Below are 21,111 nucleotides of genomic sequence, written 5' to 3'. Positions count from 1 at the left end.
ACGCAGGTCGGCAAACGCGACTCGACAGCGCCTGGCGCGCTCACTTCCGACACAATCGCGCCGCGAAGAACGAGAGCCAGGCCGCCCCCACCAGCAGGGCGATCCTCAGCGCCTCGAAGAGCATGGACAACCAGTAGGCACCCGCCGAGCCGTCGAGGGTCAACACCTTCGTGGGTCTGCCGCGCACGTGGATCACATGGACACCACTGAGCAGGGCATCGACCCATTCATAGATGAAGAACGACGCGCACCCGCCGGCGATGCATCCCATGAGGATGAAACCCAGGATGCTGGTAGAGAAAAAGGTCTTCAGAGAACGCTGTACGGGTTTCATCCGATGAATTCGCCGTCGTCATGATGGCCACAGCCTACCAGCAGCGATCTGCGCAGGGGACCCTTGCATGCTCTGGCCAAGGCCGCAGCAGGCTTCACGCTGTCGAGACCAGGCCCCGGAAGGACCTCTTCAACGAAAAACGTGCCCGGCGTGGGTAGACGGGCGATGAAGCGGGATATTTCTTCATATAGAGCACAGCCGGGGACGGCAGCAACGTTCAAGAAGGTGGGCCTCTGGTGCTTCGCCTAAGGGTCGGAGCTTTCCTTTTAGCAGGTTCACGAAAACGTGATAGAAGACCAGGATTTTGGTTGACGTCTGCGTTAGCCGCCCTTACATTTCGTCTCAACGCATAAGTGGGAACGCTTGTGCCTACCTTCCGAGACCCGCCTAGCGAAAGCAGCGGGTTTTCGTGTTTCTGAGGTAAAGGAATCTAGTAGCGATGACGCATTACGTCGCGTATCTGGACGAATTCGGGCACGTTGGCCAGTACGTCTCGCGCAACCATCCTAAGTACAGAACACACCCTGCCTTTGGCTTCGCTGGCTTGGTGGTCCCGGCCACCGAAATCCGCGAGTTCGCCATCTACTTCTACAAGCTGAAGTGCCAGCTACTGGCATTCGACCTGAAGCACAAGAACCCTGAAGGCCTACCGGCTTGGCGATGGGAAAAAAAAGGCTCTCAGCTTTATGCACTTCGCAACGTTGAGCACTATGAAAGCCTTCGTCGCTCCACGTTCCGCCTCCTTAACCATATCCACAAGATTGGCGGCTATGTGTTCTACACAGGCGAGCATAAGACCATCGACCCTGATGCCCACGACTCTACTGAGACGTTCAAAAGACAGCTTCTACAATCGGTGCGCAAGATCGACCGTTTCTGCGCCAAGACGAGCTCTACTTTCATGGTAATGCTCGATGAGCAGCGCGCTGGGAACGAGTGGCGTGAGACGAACGTCGAGGTATGCACCCTGGCGATGTTTGAAGACCAGACGGAGAAGTGTCGGACTCTGATCGAACCGCCTATTCAGGCTGAAAGCCACCTGTTCCAGACCATTCAATGCGCAGATTGGATGTGCGGTCTTGTGGGACGACTGACGGCCCACCTGGTGGCGCCGGAGGAGTATCCAGAACTCGAGCCTTTTGACAAATATTTTTCGGATCGCCTGGCAAATGTCCTGCTGCCGGGCAGCGGCCTCGAACATCAGAAGACGGCCGATATTCCCGCTGAACAAGCTGGCGAGGCCATGCCGAACGCTGATGGCGATCTTGTAGGCGAGGAGGTGCATGAGGACGCTTAGGTTCGGTGGTTTTGGAGCACCGCCTGGAAACAACTGAATGACGCCTGTCATTTCATCTTCACATGGTTTTTCCTAGTTCCACTTCATCACCAGTAAAATCCAGTCGCACTCTCCCCCACCACCCCTCCGTCACCCTCGCTATCCTTCCTCCAGCCGCAGGACGCGGCCTCAGCCCAGCGAACACGGAGTGTCCATGTCCCTCGCCCTTGTCCACAGTCGCGCCCAGGTCGGTGTGACCGCGCCCCACGTCAGCGTCGAAACCCACCTCGCCAACGGCCTGCCCGCACTCACGCTGGTCGGCCTGCCCGAAGCAACGGTCAAGGAGAGCAAGGACCGGGTGCGCAGCGCCATCGTCAACTCCGGGCTGGACTACCCCGCTCGGCGCATTACCCAGAGCCTGGCGCCTGCCGACCTGCCCAAGGATGGCGGGCGCTACGACCTGGCCATTGCCCTGGGCATCCTGGCCGCCAACGGCCAAGTGCCGGTGGCGACCTTAAACGACTTCGAATGCCTGGGCGAGCTGGCCCTGTCCGGCGCACTGCGGCCGGTGCAGGGCGTGCTGCCCGCCGCGCTGGCCGCGCGTGAGGCCGGGCGGGCGTTGGTGGTGCCTCGCGAGAATGCCGAGGAAGCCAGCCTGGCCAGTGGCCTGGTGGTGTATGCGGTGGGGCACCTGCAAGAGTTGGTCGCGCACCTGAACGGGCAACTGCCGCTGCCGCCCTACGCTGCCAACGGGCTGCTGCTGGAAAGCCGGCCTTACCCCGACCTCAGCGAGGTGCAGGGCCAGCTGGCGGCCAAGCGTGCGCTGTTGGTCGCCGCGGCTGGCGCTCACAACCTGCTGTTCACCGGCCCGCCTGGCACGGGCAAGACGCTGTTGGCCAGCCGCTTGCCTGGGTTGCTGCCGCCGCTGGACGAACGCGAGGCGCTCGAGGTGGCGGCCATCCAGTCGGTCAGCGGTCGTACACCCCTGAACCACTGGCCGCAACGGCCCTTCCGGCATCCGCATCACTCTGCGTCCGGGCCGGCGCTGGTGGGTGGCGGCAGTCGGCCACGCCCTGGCGAGATCACCCTGGCCCACCATGGCGTGCTGTTTCTGGACGAGCTGCCCGAGTTCGAGCGCCGCGTGCTGGAAGTGCTGCGCGAGCCGTTGGAGTCGGGTGAAATCGTGATCGCCCGAGCCAAGGACAAGGTGCGCTTCCCGGCGCGTTTCCAACTGGTCGCCGCCATGAACCCCTGCCCTTGCGGCTACTTCGGCGACCCGACCGGTCGCTGCCGGTGCAGCCCGGACCAGATCCAGCGCTACCGCAACAAGCTCTCCGGCCCCCTGCTCGACCGCATCGACCTGCACCTGACCGTGGCCCGCGAAGCCACCGTGCTCGACACCAGTTCCGATGGTGAAACCAGCGCCAGCGTGGCCCAGCGCGTCGCCGAAGCGCGCGAGGTACAACAAAAGCGACAGGGCTGTGCCAATGCGTTTCTCACGCTGGACAAGCTGCGGCGGCATTGCGCGTTGACCGAGGACGATCAGCGTTGGCTCGAAGGCGCCTGCGAGCGACTGACGTTGTCGCTGCGGGCGGCGCATCGGTTGCTCAAGGTGGCGCGGACGCTGGCCGATCTGGAGCGGGTGGAGGCGATCGGGCGGGCTCATCTGGCGGAGGCGCTGCAGTATCGGCCGGGGAGTTGAGTTCAAAGGCAAATCGACAGCCCCCTGCCAAAACCCAGCACTGGACAGTGCAACCAAAGATCAGGCACTACAGCCCATAGATGACTCATCGAACGCCAGAGTGACTTTCACTGGGTCACACCTGGCGTTTTTCCAGATTGCAGAACCGCCCTTCTCACCTCACCACGCATTGACCCAGTTCTTCGGCCGCCTGCCCGCGAGCGCCTCCAGCAGATTGTCTACGGCACACCGGGCCATGGCCTCGCGGGTCTCATGGGTCGCCGAGCCGATATGCGGCGTCGCCACCACGTTGTCCAGCCCGAGCAAAGGTGAATCGACAGACAACGGCTCCTGCACGAACACATCCAGCCCCGCCCCGCGAATGCGCCGTGCCTTCAGCGCTTCGACCAGGGCCGCTTCGTCCACGACACGGCCACGGGCAATGTTCACCAGAATCGCGTCGGGCTTCATCAAGGCCAGCTCCCGCGCGCCGATCAAGCCTTCAGTGCTCGCATTCAACGGCACCGTCAGGCACACGTAGTCGGCTTCGGCCAACAGGTCGTCCAGGTCGCGATACTGCGCACCGTACCGCGCATCGACATCCGGCTTGGGCCGCGAACTGTGGTAGAGCACCCGCATGCCGAACCCGGCCGCACCGCGTCGTGCCAGTGCTTCGCCAATACGGCCCATGCCGACGATACCCAGCGTCTTGCCGTGCACGTCGGTGCCAAAATGCGACGGCCCCAGGCTCTTGCTCCACTGCCCCTCCCGCACCCACCCGGCCAGCTCCACGACCCGGCGCGCCGTGGCCAGGATCAGGGCGAACCCGGTGTCGGCGGTGGTTTCGGTGAGCACGTCCGGGGTGTTGGTGAGCATCACGCCACGGCGCGTCAGGTCAGGCACGTCGTAGTTGTCGATGCCCACCGACACGCTGGAGATCACCTCGAGGTCCGGCGCCGCGTCGAGCAGCGGGCTGTCCAGGCGCAGGCTGGCGCCGAGCAGCCCCTGCGCGCCGGGCAGGGCATCGCGCAGGCGCGCCAGGCCATCGGGCGCCGTCATGTCGACCCAGGTCACGTCGACCTGCGCCTCCAGACGTGCGAGTAGGGCATCGGACAAACGCTTGTACAGGACGATTCGTTTCTTCATCACAGCTTCCTATTGGCCCATGGCCAGACGCGGTCCGCCGCGCTTGGTGCGGCTGGACGTGTGCGAGGTTTTCAGAACGGCGGTCAGCGCCACGGCCGTGAGCAGGGCGCCCGACATGAACAGGTACGACGCGCCGGGCCCACCGGTGACGCCGTTGAGGTAGCCCACCAGCCATGAACCGCCGAACGACCCCAGCGCGCCCATGCTGTTGATCAGCGCCATGGCCCCGCCTGCGACGTTGCTGGGCAGGATCTCGGGCACGATCGCGAAGAACGGGCCATAGGGGGCGTACATGCAGGCGCCGGCAATGACCAGCAACGCATACGACAGCCAGAAGTGCTCGGTGCCCAGCGCGTAGGACCCGTAGAACGCCACGGCCGCGATCAGCAGCGGCGGCCAGACGAAGCGTTTGCGCTTCTGCAGGCGGTCCGAGGCCCAGGACACCCCCACCATGCCGATCACCGCCGCCAGGTAAGGCACCGAGGCGAGCCAGCCGGCCGTCACGATATCGACGTTGGCCGCCTGCTTGAGGATCGAGGGCAGCCACAGGACGAACCCGTACACCCCGATGCTCCAGCAGAAGTACTGCATCGACAGCACGATGACCTGCGGTGAGCGGAAGGCCTCACGGTAGTTCTTCACCGGCTTGATGCCTTGCTGTTCGGCGGCCAGGGCCTGCTCGAGGCTGGCTTTTTCCTGCGCGCTCAACCAGCCGACCTGGGCCGGGCGGTCATCGACCAGGCGCCACCAGATGAACGCCCACAGCACGGCCGGCAGGCCTTCGATGATGAACATCCAGCGCCAGTCGTAGTGCTTGATGAGGTAGCCCGACACGACCGACATCCACAGGATGGTCACGGGGTTGCCCAGCATCAGGAAGGTGTTGGCCCGCGAGCGCTCGGCGCGGGTGAACCAGTGGCACAGGTAGATCAGCATCGCCGGCATGACCGCGGCTTCCACCACGCCCAGCAGGAAGCGGATGCCGATCAGCAGATAGACGTTGCTGACCATCCCGGTCAGGGTGGCCAGGCTGCCCCAGAGAATGAGGCTGACGAAGATCAGCTTCTTCACGCTGCGCTTTTCGGCGTAGATGGCGCCGGGCACCTGGAAGAAGAAGTAGCCGAGGAAGAACAACGCCCCCAGCAGGGACGACAGGGCGGGCGTGATCTTCAGGTCGTCAGCCATGCCCGAGGCAGCTGCGAAGCCATAGTTGGCCCGGTCCAGGTAGGCCAGGCTGTAGGTGATGAACGCGATGGGGATGATGTACCACCAGCGGCGTGGAGCAAGGGTCGTGGACTGCATGAATCGTACTCCTGAGCTTTTTGTTTTTGTCGCAACAGGGCCGGCGATCCGGCGATCAGGCGCTTATACGGAGAAAATGCGCCTCCAGTTCGTGGCGCGTCGGCAGGCCTTCCATGTCGCCGCGCGACTGCACGGCACGGCTGCCGCACCAGTTGCCACGGGCCACCGCCTCATCCAGAGACAGACCTTCGAGCAACGCGCTGACCACACCGACGGCGAACGCATCACCGGCGCCGACCGTGTCGATCACCTTGGGCACTGGGACCGGCGCGACGACGCCTTGGGACTGGCGGTTACGGTAGTAGGCACCCTCCTCGCCCAGCTTGATTACTACTTGCTCCACCCCGTGGTCCAGGTAGAACTCGGCGATGTCGGCCGCGTGATGCTGACCGGTCAGCAGGCGGCCTTCCTCCAGGCCGGGCAGGACCCAATGGGCCTTGATGGCCAGCGCGTTGACCTCGCGCACCATGGTGTCGCGATCTGGCCACAACGACGGGCGCAGGTTCGGGTCGAAGGAAATGCTGCGACCGGCCTCGCGCATGTGCTCCACCAGGGCGTGGGACAGCGCCCGGCAGCTCGGCGACAGTGCCAGTGGAATACCCGTCGCATGCACGTGACGGGCATCGAGCAAGGCCGGCGTGCACTGCGTCGTCGACAGCTTGCTGGCCGCGGAGTTGGCGCGGAAATACTCCACCACCGGATCGCTGCCGTCATCGCAGCGGCTCTTGAGCTGGAAGCCCGTGGGATGGTCGCGGTCGATCTCGACCTGGCTGCAGTCCAGGCCCTCGTTGCGCAGGCTGGCCAGCACGAAGCGGCCCAGGGAGTCGTCGCCCACGCGGCTCAGCCAGCGCACCCGAAACCCGAGGCGCGCCAACCCGATGGCCACGTTGCTGTCCGCGCCGGCAATGCGCTTGGTAAAGGCTTGCACACCGGCCAGGTCGCCCGTCTGCTCGGCGACGAACATGGCCATGGTTTCGCCGAAACACAGCACGTCATGCTCAGGCATGGCCCACCTCCAGCGCGGCGCCCAGGGTGCGCAGGTGGCAGACCTGCTCGCGGGTCACCGTCAACAGGTCATCACCGACCAAGGGATACTCCACGGCACGGGGCACACCGGGCGCGAAGGCGCCGAACAGCGTTTCCCAGGCGTTGAGGTCATACGCCTGCGGCGGCACAGCGGCCAGCCGACCGGACGCCGAACGCTGCACGGCCTTGCAGTGCACGTAACGCACCCAGCGACCCAGCAGGCGCGCGGCCTGCAAGGCCGACTCGCCCCGCCATTGCCAATTGCCGATGTCGAAGGTCATGCCGACCGGCACCGCCAGCGCCTGGACGCGCTGGAAGAAGTGCAACAGGGGCTCGACCCGCCCGCCCTGCTGCGTCTGGTCGTTCTCCACCAGCAGCAGCGGATCGCCTGGCTTCAGCACGGCCTTCAGCGTCGCGACATCGCAGTGGTCCTGGTAATACCCGAGCGACACCTTCAAGGCGACCGCCCCGAGCGCGCGGGCTGTGGCCAGCGTCTCGGGCAGGCGCTCGTCGAGCGTTCCGGTCGGGGTCCAGAGCTCGAGGGGCGAGGAATACAGGCACTCCAGCCGGGCGCTCTCGAGGGCAGCCGTCAGCGCGGCGGCGTCCGGCGGCTGGACGAAGAGTTCTTCGCGCAGCTCGACCCGGTTCACCCCGGCGGCGGCCAGCATGGGCAGGAAGCTTTCCTGTCCATGCTGTCGGACCAGGCTGGCACCGTAGCTGGAAAGGCTGATGGAAACGGGGTTCGGATGCATTGTTCTTGTCCTTATGAAACCGGTTTCATTTCTGGGTGAAACAGGTCGCACCGCTGGCAACTGCGGGCGACTAGTCGTTGAGTTGGGTGGAACCTCGGATGATCAGGTCGGCCTTGAAGTCGATGCGCCGCGGCGCACGGTCACTGCCGCGCAGGCGTTCGAGCAGGCACTCGAAAGCCGCCGCGCCGATGCGCTCGGTAGGCTGGGCCAAGGCGGTGATGCCACGGCCGACCAGGGGGTACCAGTTCAGTTCGTCGATGGCGATCAGCCCGATGTCATCGAACAGCTGTCGATCCAGGTGTTGCAACGCCTGGCTGACGGCCAGGGCCGCCACGCCGTTGAAGGCGAAGATCGCCTGGGGACCGTGCCCTCGGCTGGCGACGAAACGGGCGATCGCGGCATGCAGCTGGGCATCGACCTCCAGCAGCTGCCGACGCATGCCGACGCGGGTGTCGATCGAGGCGGTGAAGGCCTCGACCCGCTCCAGCCGCGAGCTGGTGCCATCCAGGGGCTCGGTCACGGCCAGGATGTCGCGGTAGCCGCGCACCTGCAGGTGATCCAGGGCCTGTTCGATGGCATCGGCATTGTCCAGGCCGACCATGTCCACCTTGAGGTCCGGCAACTGCCGGTCCACCAGCACCATGGGTACGTCACGCTGCAAGGTGAGCAGTTCGCCGGGCTGGTGGCCCAGGGTATTCACGATCAGTCCCTCGACGTTGTAGGACTGCAAGGCCTTGAGGTGGTGGGCTTCCTGCTCGTCGTCGCGCTGGGTGTTGCACAGGACCAGGCTGTAGCCATGCTGGCGGCAGGCGGTTTCCACGCCTTGCATCACGGCCACGGAATAAGGGTTGAGGATATCGGCGACCAGCATGCCGATCAGCCGTGTCTGGCCGCGCTTGAGCCCGCGGGCCATCTGGTTCGGGCGGTAGCCCAGGCGTTCGATGACCTCTTCCAGGCGCTCGGCGGTGGCACTGGCCAGCAGCTGGCGATCGCCGCCGATGTAGCGCGAGACGGTGGCCTTGGACACGCCAGCCACACGTGCGACTTCGCTGATGGTGACCCGCTCGCGGGCGGAGAAAGGTGCATCGGTCATTGCAGGTCTCTTGTGATTATTGTCGGCGACGGAGACTGAAACCGGTTTCAATACAGCAAAACCGCGGGCGTTCGTCAATCTACCGTTGGTCTGGCGTGTGGGAGGACAAGGGACGGGAAATGGGCCGGAAATACTTAAGATGCTGATATGAAAAGCGTTTTGGTTATCAGTGGCCGCGTTCACTTGGTGGCGTTGAAGTCATGTCAGCGCGCTGTGTGGATCAGGCGCGCTTGATCGAACAACTTGGAGTGCTGCCTTTGGCGTTTCTCGGTGGCATGCCGATCTGGGGAAGCGCGAAAAGCCTTCTGTGAGAGCGGGCTGTCCTAAGATGCAGGCGGTGACGGATCGGGCGCTATCGCGGGCAAGCCCGCTCCCACAAGCTGCTTGCGCAGCCATGCCTATATCGACGGCTGCAGAGGTCTGGGTGGGAGCTGGCTTGCCAGCGATAGGGCCCTGCCAGGTACCGCCTGCGTCGCGGGTAAGCCCAAATATCAGCCCATGCGATCGGGCATTTACCAAGTAGAAAAAGACAGTTGCTCCCACAGGGCCGGTGGCAGCCGGGCTCGCCAGGACGTGGGCAGTGCCCTGCCCTCCGCCTTTCAGCCTCTAGCCTCTCAGAAACGCCAGCAGATCCTCGCTCAGCTGTGGCCCATGGGTCACCACGAACCCATGCGGCGCGCCTGGGTACACCTTCAACTGCGCGCCCGGAATCATCTGCGCGGCACGCTGCCCTGAATGCTCGAACGGCACCACCTGGTCCGCGTCACCGTGGATCACCAGGGTCGGCACGTCGATCTGCGCCAGGTCCGGGCGGAAGTCGGTTTCGGAGAAGGCATCGACACAGGCCAGGGTGCCCCGCAGCGAGGCCAGCAGCGCCATGCTCAGGGTCTGGGTCAGCACGCCCTGGGACACTTGCTGGCCCTTGTCGAGGCCGTAGAACGTCGGGCCGAAATCGCTCATGAACTGCGCACGGTCCTGACGCAGCCCCTCGCGCATGCCATCGAACACCGAGACTTCGATGCCCTCGGGGTTGTCGTCGGTCTTGAGCAGGTAGGGGGTGACCGACCCGAGCAGCACCAGGCCGGACACGCGTTCGCTGCCATGGCGCGCCAGGTAGCGGGTCACGTCGCCGCCGCCCATCGAGAAGCCGACCAGGGTAATGTCCTGCAGGTCGAGGTGGTCGATCAACTGGGCGATGTCTTCGGCGAAGGTGTCGTAGTCGTAGCCGGTCCACGGCTGGCTCGAACGGCCGAAGCCACGGCGGTCGAAGGCAATGGCACGGTAGCCACGGCTGGCCAGGTGTTCCATCTGCGCGTCCCACATGTCCGCGTCCAGCGGCCAGCCGTGGCTGAACAGGACTGGCCTGCCCTCGCCCCAGTCCTTGTAGTAGATCGCTGCGCCGTCGCGGGTTACGAGCGTGCTCATGCCGGTACTCCTGAAAAGTCTGTCCTGATCTGGAGTGGGCGCCCGGCGCAATGGTTCCTGCAAGACGGGCCTGGCGTCAGAGCACGACGCGCAGGCACTGTCCGGCGTGGTACAGCGAAAAGCCCGTTTCATACACGTGCGTGCGCCAGCGCGAGCGACTGACGGGTTTCATCGGCGAGAACGGGAGCGGCAACTGCTCGGCCGAGCCGCCGAGCAGGAAGTCGGCGAAGGCGCGGCCGATCACCGTGCCGGTGGTATTGCCACGTCCGTTGTAGCCGGTGACGGCCACCACGCCGGGCGCCGGTTCGAACAGGCGCATCAGGTGGTCGGGGGTGAAGTCGATGCAGCCGGTCCAGTGCATCTCCCAGTCTACCTTGCCCAGGCGGGGGTAGTAGTGCTGCTGGATGCGGTCGGCCCAGCGCCGGACGAACCAGGCCGGCTTGTTGTCGACCCGGCCCAGGCTGCCGAGCAGCAGGCGGCCCTGGTCGTCACGGCGAATGCTGCTCAGGACGGTGCGCGTGTCCCAGGAGCCCTGGCCATGGGGCAAGACCTTATCGGCCTCGGCCCCCTGCAAGGGTCTGGAGGCGACCTGGTAGTAATAGCCACGGAAGAACTGCTGCTGCAGCTGGCTCCAGTCGTGCTCGGTGTAGGCGCCGGTGGACACCACCACCTTGTCGGCCAGCACCGAGCCACGCGCGGTCTTGACCCGCCAGGCTGCACCCTCGCGGACCAGCCCCTCCACGGCGGACTGCTGGAACAGCGCGCCGCCCAGGCGCGTCACGGCGTGGGCCAGGCCTTGGGTGTAGGCCATGGGGTTGATCGTGCCGGCGCGGCGGTCGAGCAAGGCGGCAGAAATCTTGTCGGTGCCGCAGTACGCCTGGCACTGCGCGCCGGTCAGCAGCTCGACGTCGGCACCCCGGCGGCGCCACTGCTGGTGCCGGGCCTGCAGGTCGGCCAGGCCGGCGGCATTGTGGGCCATGTGCAGCGTGCCTTCGTGGCGTGCCTGGCAGTCGATGCCGAGCCGCTCGATCAAGGCGAACACCTGCGCGGGCGCCTCGCCCAGCACCTGGTTCAAACGCGCGCCATCCCGTGTGCCCAGCGTCGCCTCGACATCGTCGGGGCGGATCCAGGTACCGGCGTTGACCAGGCCGACGTTACGCCCCGAGCCGCCGTGCCCGACCTTCCAGGCCTCCAGCACGATCACCGATTTGCCCTGCTCGAGCAGGTGCAGGGCCGCCGACAGGCCCGTGATGCCACCCCCGATCACACAGACATCGGCCTTGTGCTCGCCGGCCAGGGCCTGGACGGTCAGGCCCGGTCGGCTGACGGATTCCCACAAGCATTCTTGACGCAACTCGGACATGGCCCGGCTCCAGCGATGTTGTTCTTGTTGGAGTGGGGCGGCGTGGCCGCCCTTGCGCAGGTCGCCCCGCGCGCCAGGGGATGTTCCCCCGGCCCTGCAGCCTTATGGTCTCAGTCGAACACGATCCCCTGCGCCAATGGCAGCTCGCGGGAGTAGTTCACGGTGTTGGTCTGACGGCGCATATAGCCCTTCCAGGCGTCCGAGCCGGATTCACGGCCGCCGCCGGTTTCCTTCTCGCCGCCGAACGCACCGCCGATCTCGGCGCCACTGGTGCCGATGTTGACGTTGGCGATGCCGCAGTCACTGCCCGCTGCGCTCTGGAAGCGCTCGGCCTCGCGCAGGTCGGTGGTGAAGATGCACGACGACAGGCCTTGGGGCACTTCGTTGTTCAGGCGCAGGGCCTCCTCGAAGTCATCGTAGGCCAGCACGTAGAGGATCGGGGCGAAGGTCTCGTGCCGCACGACGTCGCTCTGGGTCGGCATCTCGACGATGGCGGGCGAGACGTAATAGGCGTTGGGGTAGTCGCTGGCCAGCTGGCGCTCGCCACCGAAGACCTGCCCGCCTTCGTCGCGGGCCTTGGCCAGGGCACCTTGCATGGCATCGAACGACAGCTTGTCGATCAGCGGGCCGACCAGGTTGTCCTGGCGCGGATCGCCGATGCGCACCTTGCCGTAGGCAGCCTTGACCCGGCTGACCACGTCGTCCTTGATCGAACGGTGCACGATCAACCGGCGCAGGGTGGTGCACCGCTGGCCCGCAGTACCGACGGCGGAGAACAGAATGCCGCGCACAGCCAGGTCGAGGTCGGCGCTGGGCGCCAGGATCATCGCGTTGTTGCCGCCCAGCTCGAGGATGCTGCGGCCGAAGCGTGCGGCGACACGCGGGCCGACTTCACGGCCCATGCGGGTGCTGCCGGTCGCGCTGACCAGGGCCACGCGCGGGTCGTCGACCAGGGCCTCGCCGGCCTCACGGCCACCGATCACCAGCTGGGCGATGCCTTGCGGCGCGTCGCCGAAGGCCGCCAGCGCTTTCTCGAACAGGGCCTGGCAGGCCAGTGCAGTCAGAGGGGTCTTCTCCGACGGCTTCCAGACCACGGCGTTGCCGGCCACCAGGGCCAGGGTGGTGTTCCACGCCCAGACGGCCACCGGGAAGTTGAAGGCGCTGATGACCCCGACCACGCCCAGCGGGTGCCAGGTCTCGCGCATGTGGTGGCCCGGACGCTCGGAGGCGATGGTCAGGCCGTACAGCTGGCGTGACAGACCGACCGCAAAGTCGCAGATGTCGATCATCTCCTGGACTTCGCCCAGGCCTTCCTGGGTGATCTTGCCGGCCTCGATGGACACCAGCTCGCCCAGGTCGGCCTTGTGCGTGCGCAGCACGTCGCCGAACAGGCGCACCAACTCACCCCGACGCGGTGCCGGCACGCTGCGCCAGGCCTCGAACGCCTGCTGGGCCTGGGCAATGCAAGCTACGGCCTGGTCCTTGCCGAGCAAGGTCACCGAGGCGATCTGGCTGCCATCGATCGGGGTATGGACAGGGTGGTCGCCCTGGGTGTGGGCCTGGGCGGCGACGCCAAGGCGCTCGAGCAATGCAGCAACCATGTTTGCCTCTCCTGCAACGAATGGGGTGGAATGCACTGAGGATCAGTATTAATCCGACGATACCCGAGCCACAAACGACCTTTATTCCGCTTATCATTCCGCTGGGTAATGACTTCTCAGAGATCGCCATGTCCAAACGCCTCGTCCCTTCCATGACCGCTTTGCAGTGCTTCGAAGCGGCCGCACGTCACCTGAGCTTCACCCGCGCGGCCCAAGAGCTGCACCTGACCCAGAGCGCGGTCAGCAAGCAGGTCGCCCAGCTCGAGGACCTGCTCCAGCATCACCTGTTCCTGCGCATCCGCCGGCGCCTGCAACTGACGCCGGCCGGCAGCCTGTACTTGGCCGAGGTGGACAAGATCCTCACCCAGGTGGACATGTCCAGCCGCTACGTGCTGACCTATGGCGAGCAGACCGAAGTGCTCAAGGTGGTCACCCAGCCGAGCTTCGGCGTGCGCTGGCTGATCCCGCACCTCAAGGGTTTCGGCAAGCGGCACCCGAACATCCACCTGGACATCCGCAACGAGATGGAGCCGTTCGCCCTGCTCCAGGCCACCGCCGACGTGGTGTTCTTCTTCGGCCAGGGCACCTGGCCGGGGGCCACCTGCGTGGAGTTGTTCCGTGAAGAGGTGGTGCCGGTGTGTGCGCCCGAGCTGCTGGCCGGCCGCACGCTGAGCGAAGCCGCCGAACTGACCGACCTGGTCCTGCTGCAAAGCGCCTCGCGCCCGCAGGCCTGGCACGACTGGTTCCTGGAGCAGGGCCTGCACAGCGCCAACAGCTACCAGGGCCCGCGCTTCGACACCTTCTACATGGCCCTGAGCGCGGCGCAGTCCGGCTGTGGCGTGGCCCTGGTGCCGCGCTACCTGGCGCTGCCGGAACTGGAGGCCGGCAGCCTGGTGATCCCCTGGGGCCACGCCATGCGCAGCCACGGCGCGCATTACCTGGCGTTCCCCGAGCATGCTGCCGAGGTGCCGAAGGTACGTGCGCTGGTGGAATGGATCGAGGCCCAGGTCAAGACGCTGTAGGGCACCTAGGGTCGATCGGAAAAGGAATGAAGCACGCACTTTTTTTCGCTTGTAGGGCCGGGGCATTCCCAGCTTTCATGTAACCGTCCCTTTTCTGCCAGGAATCCTACGATGTCTGCCCATGCCTTCGTCAGCCCGGACCACATTCGCGCGCAGTTCTCCGCCGCCATGTCGTTGATGTACAAGCAGGAGGTGCCGCTGTACGGCACGCTGCTGACACTGGTGAGCGACGTCAACCGCCAGGTGCTGGACGCGCAGCCCGCGCTGGCCGACACCCTGCGCTGGACCGGCGACCTGGAGCGGCTCGACCAGGAGCGGCATGGCGCGATCCGGGTCGGTACCACGGCGGAGCTGGCGACCCTCGCCCGCCTGTTCGCCGTGATGGGCATGCAGCCGGTGGGCTACTACGACCTCAGCTGCGCCGGCGTGCCGGTGCATTCCACGGCGTTTCGCCCGGTGGACGACGCGGCCCTGCGGGCCAACCCTTTCCGGGTGTTCACCTCGCTGCTGCGCCTGGAACTGATCGACGACCCGCACCTGCGGGCACTGGCCGAACGGATCCTCGCCGCACGTGACATCTTCACGCCCAAGGTGCGGGCGCTGATCGAGCAGTGCGAGCGTGACGGCGGCCTGAGCGCCGACGATGCCGACAGCTTCGTCCAGGAAGCCTTGCAGACCTTTCGCTGGCACCGAGAGGCCACCGTCACGGCCGAACAGTACCGGCAACTGCACGACCAGCACCGGCTGATCGCCGACGTGGTGGCGTTCAAGGGGCCGCACATCAATCACCTGACGCCACGCACCCTGGACATCGATGCGATCCAGACCGGCATGCCGGCCCATGGCATCTCGCCCAAGGCGGTGATCGAAGGCCCGCCGACTCGGCGTCATCCGATCCTGCTGCGCCAAACCAGCTTCAAGGCGCTGCAGGAGCCGGTCGCCTTCGTCGGCGACGCTGCCGGGCACGGTAGCCATACCGCACGCTTCGGCGAGATCGAGCAACGCGGTGCGGCCCTGACGCCCAAGGGCCGTGAGTTGTACGACCGCCTGCTCGACGCCACACGTCAGGCACTGGGCGGCGCACCGACCGACGCCAATGCCGAGCACTACAACGCCTTGCTGCATGCCTGCTTCGCCGACTTTCCGGATGACCTGGCGCAGATGCGCGCGCAGGGCCTGGCGTACTTCCGTTATGCGGTGACCGACGCAGGGCGCGCGGCGCGGCACTCGGCGGAGCGTCCACGCCACTTGCAGGCGTTGATCGATGCAGGGCACGTGCAGTACGAAGCGCTGGTGTACGAGGACTTCCTGCCGGTCAGCGCGGCAGGCATCTTCCAGTCGAACCTGGGCGGCGAGGCACAGGCGAGCTACGCGGGCCAGGCCAACCGTCAGGCCTTCGAGGCGGCCCTGGGCATGACGGTGGCCGATGAGCTGGCGCTGTATGCCCAGGCCGAGCGGCAGTCGCTGGCCCAGTGCGCGGCGGAACTGGGTCTCGACACCGTGTAACGGTTGCGCTCGGCGATGACGCAAGCGCCCGCTGCGCCATCGCCCTTTGTGCAATCCTGACCAAAGCCTCAGAATCCTCGGTCTGCCCTGTCACGCGCTTTCGAGGATGTCACCATGCACGTCGCCCCCACTACCGAACTGAAAGCCCTGCTGCGGCTGGCAGGCCCGCTGGTGGCGTCGCAGCTGGCGCACATGCTCATGGTGCTCACCGACACCTTGATGATGGCGCGCATCAGCCCCCAGGCTCTGGCCGGCGGAGGCCTGGGCGCGGCGACCTACTCGTTCGTGTCGATCTTCTGCCTGGGAGTGATCGCTGCCGTCGGCACGCTGGTGGCGATCCGCCAGGGCGGCGGCGACGTCCAGGGCGCCACGCGCCTGGCGCAGAACGGCCTGTGGCTGGCCTGGGGCCTGTCCCTGCTGGCCGGGCTGGCGCTGTGGAACCTGGAACCGGTGCTGTTGCTGTTCGGGCAGCAGCCGGACAACGTCGCGTCGGCCGCCGAGTTCCTTACGCTGCTGCCCCTGGCGCTGCCGGGCTACCTGAGCTTCATGGCACTACGCGGTTTCACCAGCGCCCTGGGGCATTCCACGCCGGTGATGGTGATCAGCCTGGTCGGCACGGTGGTCAACTACCTGTTCAACCACGCGCTCATCGAGGGGATGTTCGGCCTGCCGAAACTGGGTTTGATGGGCATCGGCCTGGTGACAGCGGTGGTCTCGCTGGGCATGGCCGTGGCCCTGGCGCTGTACATCCGCTGGCACCGCGCCTACGACGCCTACCCGCTGCGCCAAGGCTTGCTGCGTCCGTCCTGGACGGCCCTGCGCGAGCTGCTGCGCCTGGGCCTGCCGATCGGCGGCACCTACATGGTAGAAATCGGCCTGTTCGCCTTCGCCGCCCTGTGCATGGGCCTGCTGGGCAGCACCGAGCTGGCGGCGCACCAGATCGCCCTGCAGATCGTGTCCACCGCGTTCATGGTGCCGACCGGGCTGTCCTACGCGGTGACCATGCGCGTGGGCCTGTACTACGGGGCTGACCGGCTGCTCGCCGCGCGCAGCGCTGGGCGGGTCGGCATCGCCTTCGGCGCTTCGCTCATGTTCGCCTTCGCCGCGCTGTTCTGGCTGCAGCCCGACACGTTGGTGGGGCTGTTCATCGACCGGCAGGACCCGGCGTTCGCCGCCATCTTCGACCTGGCGGTGGGGCTGCTGATGGTCGCGGCCTGGTTCGAGCTGTTCGATGGCGTGCAGAGCATCGCCATGGGCTCGATCCGTGGCCTGAAGGACGCCAAGATCACCTTCCTGATCGGCCTGGGGTGCTACTGGCTGGTGGGCGCGCCCAGTGCCTGGCTGTTCGCCTTCACCTTCGAGGGCGGTGCGCTGGGCATCTGGTGGGGGCTGGCGCTGGGCCTGGCCTGCGCGTCGATCTGCCTGGTGGTGGCGTTCGAGTGGCGGACCGGGCGCCTGCTGCGGCGGGCAGCGCGTGCCGGCCAGGCACCGGCGCTGGGCTGAGCCAGGCATCCGGTCAGGGTAGTCTGCCTGGCCGGATGCCTCAGTGGCGGTAGTCGAAGCGACCGTACCGGGCGCTTGTCTCCCTCAGCCAGGCGCTGAGTTCGTCGATGGGCAAGGCCCGGCTGACCAGAAAGCCTTGCACCTGATCGCAGCCATAGTCGCGCAGCAGGGCCAGCTGACGCTCGTTCTCGATGCCTTCGGCGACCACGTGCAGGTTGAGGTTGTGTGCCAGGTTGATCATCGCCTGCACCAGCTTGCGGCTTTCCTCGCGCTGCTCCATGCCGGCGACGAAGCTGCGATCGACCTTGAGCAGGGTGATCGGCAGGCTGTTCAGGTGCACGAACGAGGAAAACCCCGTGCCGAAGTCGTCCAGCGAGAACCTCACGCCCAAGCGACCCAGCGCATCCAGGGTCTGCTGGACGCGCTCGTTGCAGTGCATCACGGCCGTCTCGGTCAGCTCGAATTCCAGCCAGCTGGCGTCGATGCCGTACTCGGCGATCTGCCGGCTCAAGGTCGCCAGCAACTGGCTGTCGTGGAATTGCCGGAAACTCAGGTTGACGGCGATGTGCAAGGGCGCCAGGCCACGCGCGCGCAAGACCTGGGTATCGCGCAGCGCCCGGGCGATGACCCAGTAGCCCAGGGGCACGATCAGGCCGCTCTGTTCGGCCAGGGGAATGAATTCGCCCGGCGGCAACAGACCCCGCTCGCCATGCCGCCAGCGCACCAACGCCTCGAGCCCGACGATGCGCCCGCTGGCCAGGTCCAGGCGTGGCTGGTAGTGCAGCTCCAGCTCGTCGCGACGCAGGGCCCGGCGCAATTCGCTTTCGAGATCGGCCAGGCTGCGTGCATGACGGTTGATGCGCTCGTCGAACACATGAAAGGTACAGCCGCGCCTGCGCTTGGCCTGCTGCATGGCGATGTGCGCATGCCACATCAGGGGGTCGGGGCCATTGTGGGCACGAGCATGGGCCACGCCCAGGCTGCACCCCAGCAGCACGCTTTCACCCTCGACCCAGAAGGCCTCGCTCAGCGCATCGACAAGGTGACGGGCCACCTGCTCGGCCCGTGCAGCCTGCTGTCGTGTGTCGATCAGCAAGGCGAACTCGTCGCTGCCCAGCCGGGCGATCTGATCGTCAGGCCCCAGCTGCTGCTTGAGGCGGTCGACCACCTGCAGGATCAGGCGGTCACCGATCTGGTGACCGAGGGCATCGTTCACATGCCGAAAGTTGTCCAGGTCCAGGTGACCCAAGGCCACGCCACGGCCCTCGTGCTCGGCCAGCCGTCGAGTCAGCAGGGCCTGGAACCCTTGGCGGTTGGCCACTCCGGTCAAAGCGTCGAGTTCGGTCAGGCGTTGCAGGGTCGTTTCCAGCAGGCGACGCTCGCGTACGTGGCGCAGGCACCGGCGCAAAGTGTCGGGGGTGAGCTGGCCCTGAACCAGCCAGTCGCTGACGCCGAGTGGCAGCTCCTCGGGGTCCTGCTCCAGCAGCAGCACCATCGGCAAACCGCAACGCTCGACGCATGGCTGCAGGTCGGGCGTGGTCAGTACGATGGTCAAGCGGTCGTCGGCGAACAGGCTGTCCACGGCATCCCAGCTTGGCGCAGTCAGCAGTACAGCGTGATGGGCGGATGCCAGGGGCAAATGCTCGCGCAAGGCGGCAGCCCAGTACGGTTCACTGGCCAGCAGCAACAGACGCAAGGGTACGACAAGCGTGGACAAGCATGCTCCTTACGCCGCGGAAGTGTCACAACGACATGACGCAGCGAATGACCGACATCCTAACGTATGTTTGATAATGCTTTTCACTTGAATCATGCCATTTTGCTATTGGCTTGCGACCCATTATGTCGTGCATCCTGCTCGATTCTACCGAACTCGGCAAACCTCCTCTCGCAGCCTGCTGCCATTACCATCGACCTTCCAGTGACCTCGAAAATTTCTTCCGTCGCTGGATGACCGCCTTGACGCGCTGCGCTCGACTCGTTTCCTGACTGGGCAGACGGTTATCCACCATCTGCCGCATGCCTGTTAGAATGCGCGGCTATTTTCTGCTCCCCCCGGTTTATAGCCATGTCCCGACTCAATCCCCGGCAGCAAGAAGCCGTGAACTACGTCGGCGGCCCTCTTTTGGTGCTCGCCGGTGCCGGCTCCGGCAAGACCAGCGTGATCACCCGCAAGATCGCCCACCTGGTACAGAACTGCGGGATCCGCGCCCAGTACATCGTCGCCATGACCTTCACCAACAAGGCAGCGCGCGAGATGAAGGAGCGGGTCGGGACCTTGCTGCGCCCCGGCGAAGGACGCGGCCTGACGGTCTGCACCTTCCACAACCTGGGCCTGAACATCATCCGCAAGGAACATGCGCGGCTGGGCTACAAGCCGGGCTTCTCGATCTTCGACGAGACCGACATCAAGGCGCTGCTCAGCGACATCATGCAGAAGGAGTACGCGGGCGACGACGGCATCGACGAAGTCAAGAACATGATCGGGGCCTGGAAGAACGACCTGATCCTGCCGCCCGAAGCCCTGGAGAAGGCTCGCAACCCGCGCGAGCAGACCGCCGCCATCGTCTACACGCACTACCAGCGCACCCTCAAGGCCTACAACGCGGTGGACTTCGACGACCTGATCCTGTTGCCGGTCAAGCTCTTCGAGACCCACCCCGACGTGCTGGAGAAGTGGCAGAACCGCGTGCGCTACCTGCTGGTGGACGAATACCAGGACACCAACGCCAGCCAGTACCTGCTGGTGAAGATGCTGATCGGCACGCGCAACCAGTTCACCGTGGTCGGCGACGACGACCAGTCGATCTATGCCTGGCGCGGCGCTCGGCCCGAGAACCTCATGCTGCTCAAGGACGATTACCCGTCCCTGAAGGTGGTCATGCTCGAGCAGAACTACCGTTCGACCAGCCGCATCCTGCGCTGCGCCAACGTGCTGATCGCCAACAACCCCCATGCGTTCGAGAAGCAGCTGTGGAGCGAGATGGGCCATGGCGACGAGATCCGCGTGATCCGCTGCCGCAACGAGGACGCCGAGGCCGAGCGCGTGGCCATGGAAATCCTCACGCTGCACCTGCGCACCAACCGGCCGTATCGCGACTTCGCCATCCTCTACCGGGGCAACTACCAGGCCAAGCTGATCGAGCTGAAACTGCAGCACCACCAGGTGCCGTACCGGCTCTCGGGCGGCAACAGCTTCTTCGGGCGCCAGGAGGTCAAGGACCTCATGGCCTACCTGCGGCTGCTGGTGAACCCCGACGACGACAACGCCTACCTGCGGGTGATCAACGTGCCGCGCCGGGAGATCGGCTCGACCACGCTGGAGAAGCTCGGCAACTACGCCACCCAGCGCGACGTGTCGATGTACGCCGCCAGCGAGGAGCTGGGGCTGGGCGAGCACCTGGACGCGCGTTACACCGAACGCCTGCAGCGCTTCAAGCACTGGCTCGACGGCGTGCGCCAGCGGGTGGCCTCGGACGACCCGATCGCCGCTTTGCGCGAGATGGTGCGCGACATCGACTACGAGAACTGGATCCGCCAGAACACCGCCAGCGACAAGGCGGCGGAGTTCCGCATCAGCAACGTCTGGTTCCTCATCGATGCGCTGAAGAACACCCTCGAGAAGGACGAAGAGGGCGAGATGACCATCGAGGACGCCATCGGCAAGCTGGTGCTGCGCGACATGCTCGAGCGCCAGCAGGAAGAAGAAGAGAACGCCGAAGGCGTGCAGATGATGACCCTGCACGCCTCCAAGGGGCTGGAATTCCCCTACGTGTTCATCATGGGCATGGAGGAAGAGATCCTGCCCCATCGCTCCAGCATCGAGGCCGACACCATCGAGGAGGAGCGCCGGCTGGCCTACGTGGGCATCACCCGTGCCCGCCAGACCCTGGCCTTCACCTTCGCCGCCAAGCGCAAGCAGTACGGCGAGATCATCGATTGCACACCGAGCCGCTTCCTCGACGAACTGCCGCCCGACGACCTGGCCTGGGAAGGCCTCGACGACGCGCCGGTGGAGGTCAAGGCCGCGCGCGGCAACAACGCACTGGCCGACATTCGCGCCATGCTCAAACGCTAGACC

The 21,111-nt window shown here is 65.7% G+C and carries 16 protein-coding genes; 6 read left to right on the top strand and 10 right to left on the bottom strand.

Annotated elements, in window-relative coordinates:
• Nucleotides 1-40: 40 nt before the first annotated feature.
• Nucleotides 41-334 (bottom strand): hypothetical protein, encoded by a 294-nt coding sequence (locus APT63_00545; GenBank protein AMA44217.1) that lies wholly within the window; start codon nt 332-334, stop codon nt 41-43.
• Nucleotides 335-773: 439 nt separating this feature from the next.
• Here APT63_00545 and APT63_00540 point away from each other — a divergent pair, with 439 nt between their 5' ends.
• Nucleotides 774-1,631 carry a hypothetical protein gene (locus APT63_00540; GenBank protein AMA44216.1) on the top strand — a complete coding sequence of 286 codons (858 nt, stop codon included), beginning with the start codon at nt 774-776 and terminating at the stop codon, nt 1,629-1,631.
• Nucleotides 1,632-1,824: 193 nt separating this feature from the next.
• Nucleotides 1,825-3,312 carry a magnesium chelatase gene (locus APT63_00535; GenBank protein ID AMA44215.1) on the top strand — a complete coding sequence of 496 codons (1,488 nt, stop codon included), beginning with the start codon at nt 1,825-1,827 and terminating at the stop codon, nt 3,310-3,312.
• 159 nt (nt 3,313-3,471) lie between these two features.
• On the opposite strand, the gene APT63_00530 is transcribed toward APT63_00535, so the two are convergent.
• The 8 genes from APT63_00530 to APT63_00495 form a co-directional block, all read right to left on the bottom strand.
• On the bottom strand, nt 3,472-4,437 hold the full coding sequence (locus tag APT63_00530; GenBank protein ID AMA44214.1) for a D-glycerate dehydrogenase: 966 nt from the start codon (nt 4,435-4,437) through the stop codon (nt 3,472-3,474).
• Between the two features lie 9 nt (nt 4,438-4,446).
• Entirely contained in the window at nt 4,447-5,739 is a 1,293-nt protein-coding gene (locus tag APT63_00525) for an MFS transporter (GenBank protein ID AMA44213.1), read from the bottom strand.
• A gap of 55 nt (nt 5,740-5,794) precedes the next feature.
• The gene (locus tag APT63_00520; GenBank protein AMA44212.1) at nt 5,795-6,745 is read right to left on the bottom strand and encodes a 2-dehydro-3-deoxygluconokinase; all 951 of its coding nucleotides are present in this window, start codon (nt 6,743-6,745) and stop codon (nt 5,795-5,797) included.
• Nucleotides 6,738-7,517, bottom strand: coding sequence for an AP endonuclease (locus APT63_00515; GenBank protein ID AMA44211.1), 780 nt, complete (start codon nt 7,515-7,517; stop codon nt 6,738-6,740). Before APT63_00515 ends, APT63_00520 begins: the two co-directional genes overlap by 8 nt.
• 70 nt (nt 7,518-7,587) lie before the next feature.
• On the bottom strand, nt 7,588-8,610 hold the full coding sequence (locus APT63_00510) for a transcriptional regulator (GenBank protein ID AMA44210.1): 1,023 nt from the start codon (nt 8,608-8,610) through the stop codon (nt 7,588-7,590).
• A gap of 606 nt (nt 8,611-9,216) precedes the next feature.
• Nucleotides 9,217-10,035 (bottom strand): arylesterase, encoded by an 819-nt coding sequence (locus tag APT63_00505; GenBank protein ID AMA44209.1) that lies wholly within the window; start codon nt 10,033-10,035, stop codon nt 9,217-9,219.
• A gap of 76 nt (nt 10,036-10,111) precedes the next feature.
• On the bottom strand, nt 10,112-11,398 hold the full coding sequence (locus APT63_00500; protein ID AMA44208.1) for an FAD-dependent oxidoreductase: 1,287 nt from the start codon (nt 11,396-11,398) through the stop codon (nt 10,112-10,114).
• Nucleotides 11,399-11,508: 110 nt separating this feature from the next.
• Complete coding sequence (locus tag APT63_00495; GenBank protein AMA44207.1) at nt 11,509-12,999, bottom strand: aldehyde dehydrogenase; 1,491 nt, start codon at nt 12,997-12,999, stop codon at nt 11,509-11,511.
• Nucleotides 13,000-13,127: 128 nt separating this feature from the next.
• Between APT63_00495 and APT63_00490 the strand changes: the two genes are divergently transcribed.
• From APT63_00490 to APT63_00480, 3 genes are all read left to right on the top strand, one after another.
• A complete protein-coding gene (locus tag APT63_00490) occupies nt 13,128-14,021 on the top strand; it encodes a LysR family transcriptional regulator (GenBank protein ID AMA44206.1) in 894 nt (297 codons plus the stop codon).
• Between the two features lie 111 nt (nt 14,022-14,132).
• Complete coding sequence (locus APT63_00485) at nt 14,133-15,527, top strand: hypothetical protein (protein AMA44205.1); 1,395 nt, start codon at nt 14,133-14,135, stop codon at nt 15,525-15,527.
• A 114-nt stretch (nt 15,528-15,641) separates the two neighbouring features.
• Nucleotides 15,642-17,030 carry an MATE family efflux transporter gene (locus tag APT63_00480; protein ID AMA44204.1) on the top strand — a complete coding sequence of 463 codons (1,389 nt, stop codon included), beginning with the start codon at nt 15,642-15,644 and terminating at the stop codon, nt 17,028-17,030.
• A 40-nt stretch (nt 17,031-17,070) separates the two neighbouring features.
• On the opposite strand, the gene APT63_00475 is transcribed toward APT63_00480, so the two are convergent.
• Nucleotides 17,071-18,747, bottom strand: a complete 1,677-nt coding sequence (locus APT63_00475) for a diguanylate cyclase (GenBank protein ID AMA44203.1) — start codon at nt 18,745-18,747, stop codon at nt 17,071-17,073.
• A gap of 351 nt (nt 18,748-19,098) precedes the next feature.
• Between APT63_00475 and APT63_00470 the strand changes: the two genes are divergently transcribed.
• Nucleotides 19,099-21,108 carry an ATP-dependent DNA helicase Rep gene (locus tag APT63_00470; GenBank protein ID AMA44202.1) on the top strand — a complete coding sequence of 670 codons (2,010 nt, stop codon included), beginning with the start codon at nt 19,099-19,101 and terminating at the stop codon, nt 21,106-21,108.
• Nucleotides 21,109-21,111: the final 3 nt, after the last annotated feature.

This window comes from Pseudomonas monteilii (assembly GCA_001534745.1).
Lineage (GTDB): Bacteria > Pseudomonadota > Gammaproteobacteria > Pseudomonadales > Pseudomonadaceae > Aquipseudomonas > Aquipseudomonas alabamensis.
The sequence above is the reverse complement of the archived record's forward strand: the minus strand, read 5'-3'. Positions and strand labels throughout refer to the sequence as shown.

Excerpts from the sequence above, each read along its gene's own strand:
- APT63_00520 (AMA44212.1), bottom strand. The coding sequence starts at position 6,745 with ATGCCTGAGCATGACGTGCTGTGTTTCGGCGAAACCATGGCCATGTTC.
- APT63_00495 (AMA44207.1), bottom strand. The coding sequence starts at position 12,999 with ATGGTTGCTGCATTGCTCGAGCGCCTTGGCGTCGCCGCCCAGGCCCAC.
- APT63_00485 (AMA44205.1), top strand. The coding sequence starts at position 14,133 with ATGTCTGCCCATGCCTTCGTCAGCCCGGACCACATTCGCGCGCAGTTC.
- APT63_00515 (AMA44211.1), bottom strand. The coding sequence starts at position 7,517 with ATGCATCCGAACCCCGTTTCCATCAGCCTTTCCAGCTACGGTGCCAGC.
- APT63_00510 (AMA44210.1), bottom strand. The coding sequence starts at position 8,610 with ATGACCGATGCACCTTTCTCCGCCCGCGAGCGGGTCACCATCAGCGAA.
- APT63_00530 (AMA44214.1), bottom strand. The coding sequence starts at position 4,437 with ATGAAGAAACGAATCGTCCTGTACAAGCGTTTGTCCGATGCCCTACTC.
- APT63_00525 (AMA44213.1), bottom strand. The coding sequence starts at position 5,739 with ATGCAGTCCACGACCCTTGCTCCACGCCGCTGGTGGTACATCATCCCC.
- APT63_00480 (AMA44204.1), top strand. The coding sequence starts at position 15,642 with ATGCACGTCGCCCCCACTACCGAACTGAAAGCCCTGCTGCGGCTGGCA.
- APT63_00540 (AMA44216.1), top strand. The coding sequence starts at position 774 with ATGACGCATTACGTCGCGTATCTGGACGAATTCGGGCACGTTGGCCAG.
- APT63_00500 (AMA44208.1), bottom strand. The coding sequence starts at position 11,398 with ATGTCCGAGTTGCGTCAAGAATGCTTGTGGGAATCCGTCAGCCGACCG.
- APT63_00505 (AMA44209.1), bottom strand. The coding sequence starts at position 10,035 with ATGAGCACGCTCGTAACCCGCGACGGCGCAGCGATCTACTACAAGGAC.
- APT63_00470 (AMA44202.1), top strand. The coding sequence starts at position 19,099 with ATGTCCCGACTCAATCCCCGGCAGCAAGAAGCCGTGAACTACGTCGGC.
- APT63_00535 (AMA44215.1), top strand. The coding sequence starts at position 1,825 with ATGTCCCTCGCCCTTGTCCACAGTCGCGCCCAGGTCGGTGTGACCGCG.
- APT63_00490 (AMA44206.1), top strand. The coding sequence starts at position 13,128 with ATGTCCAAACGCCTCGTCCCTTCCATGACCGCTTTGCAGTGCTTCGAA.
- APT63_00545 (AMA44217.1), bottom strand. The coding sequence starts at position 334 with ATGAAACCCGTACAGCGTTCTCTGAAGACCTTTTTCTCTACCAGCATC.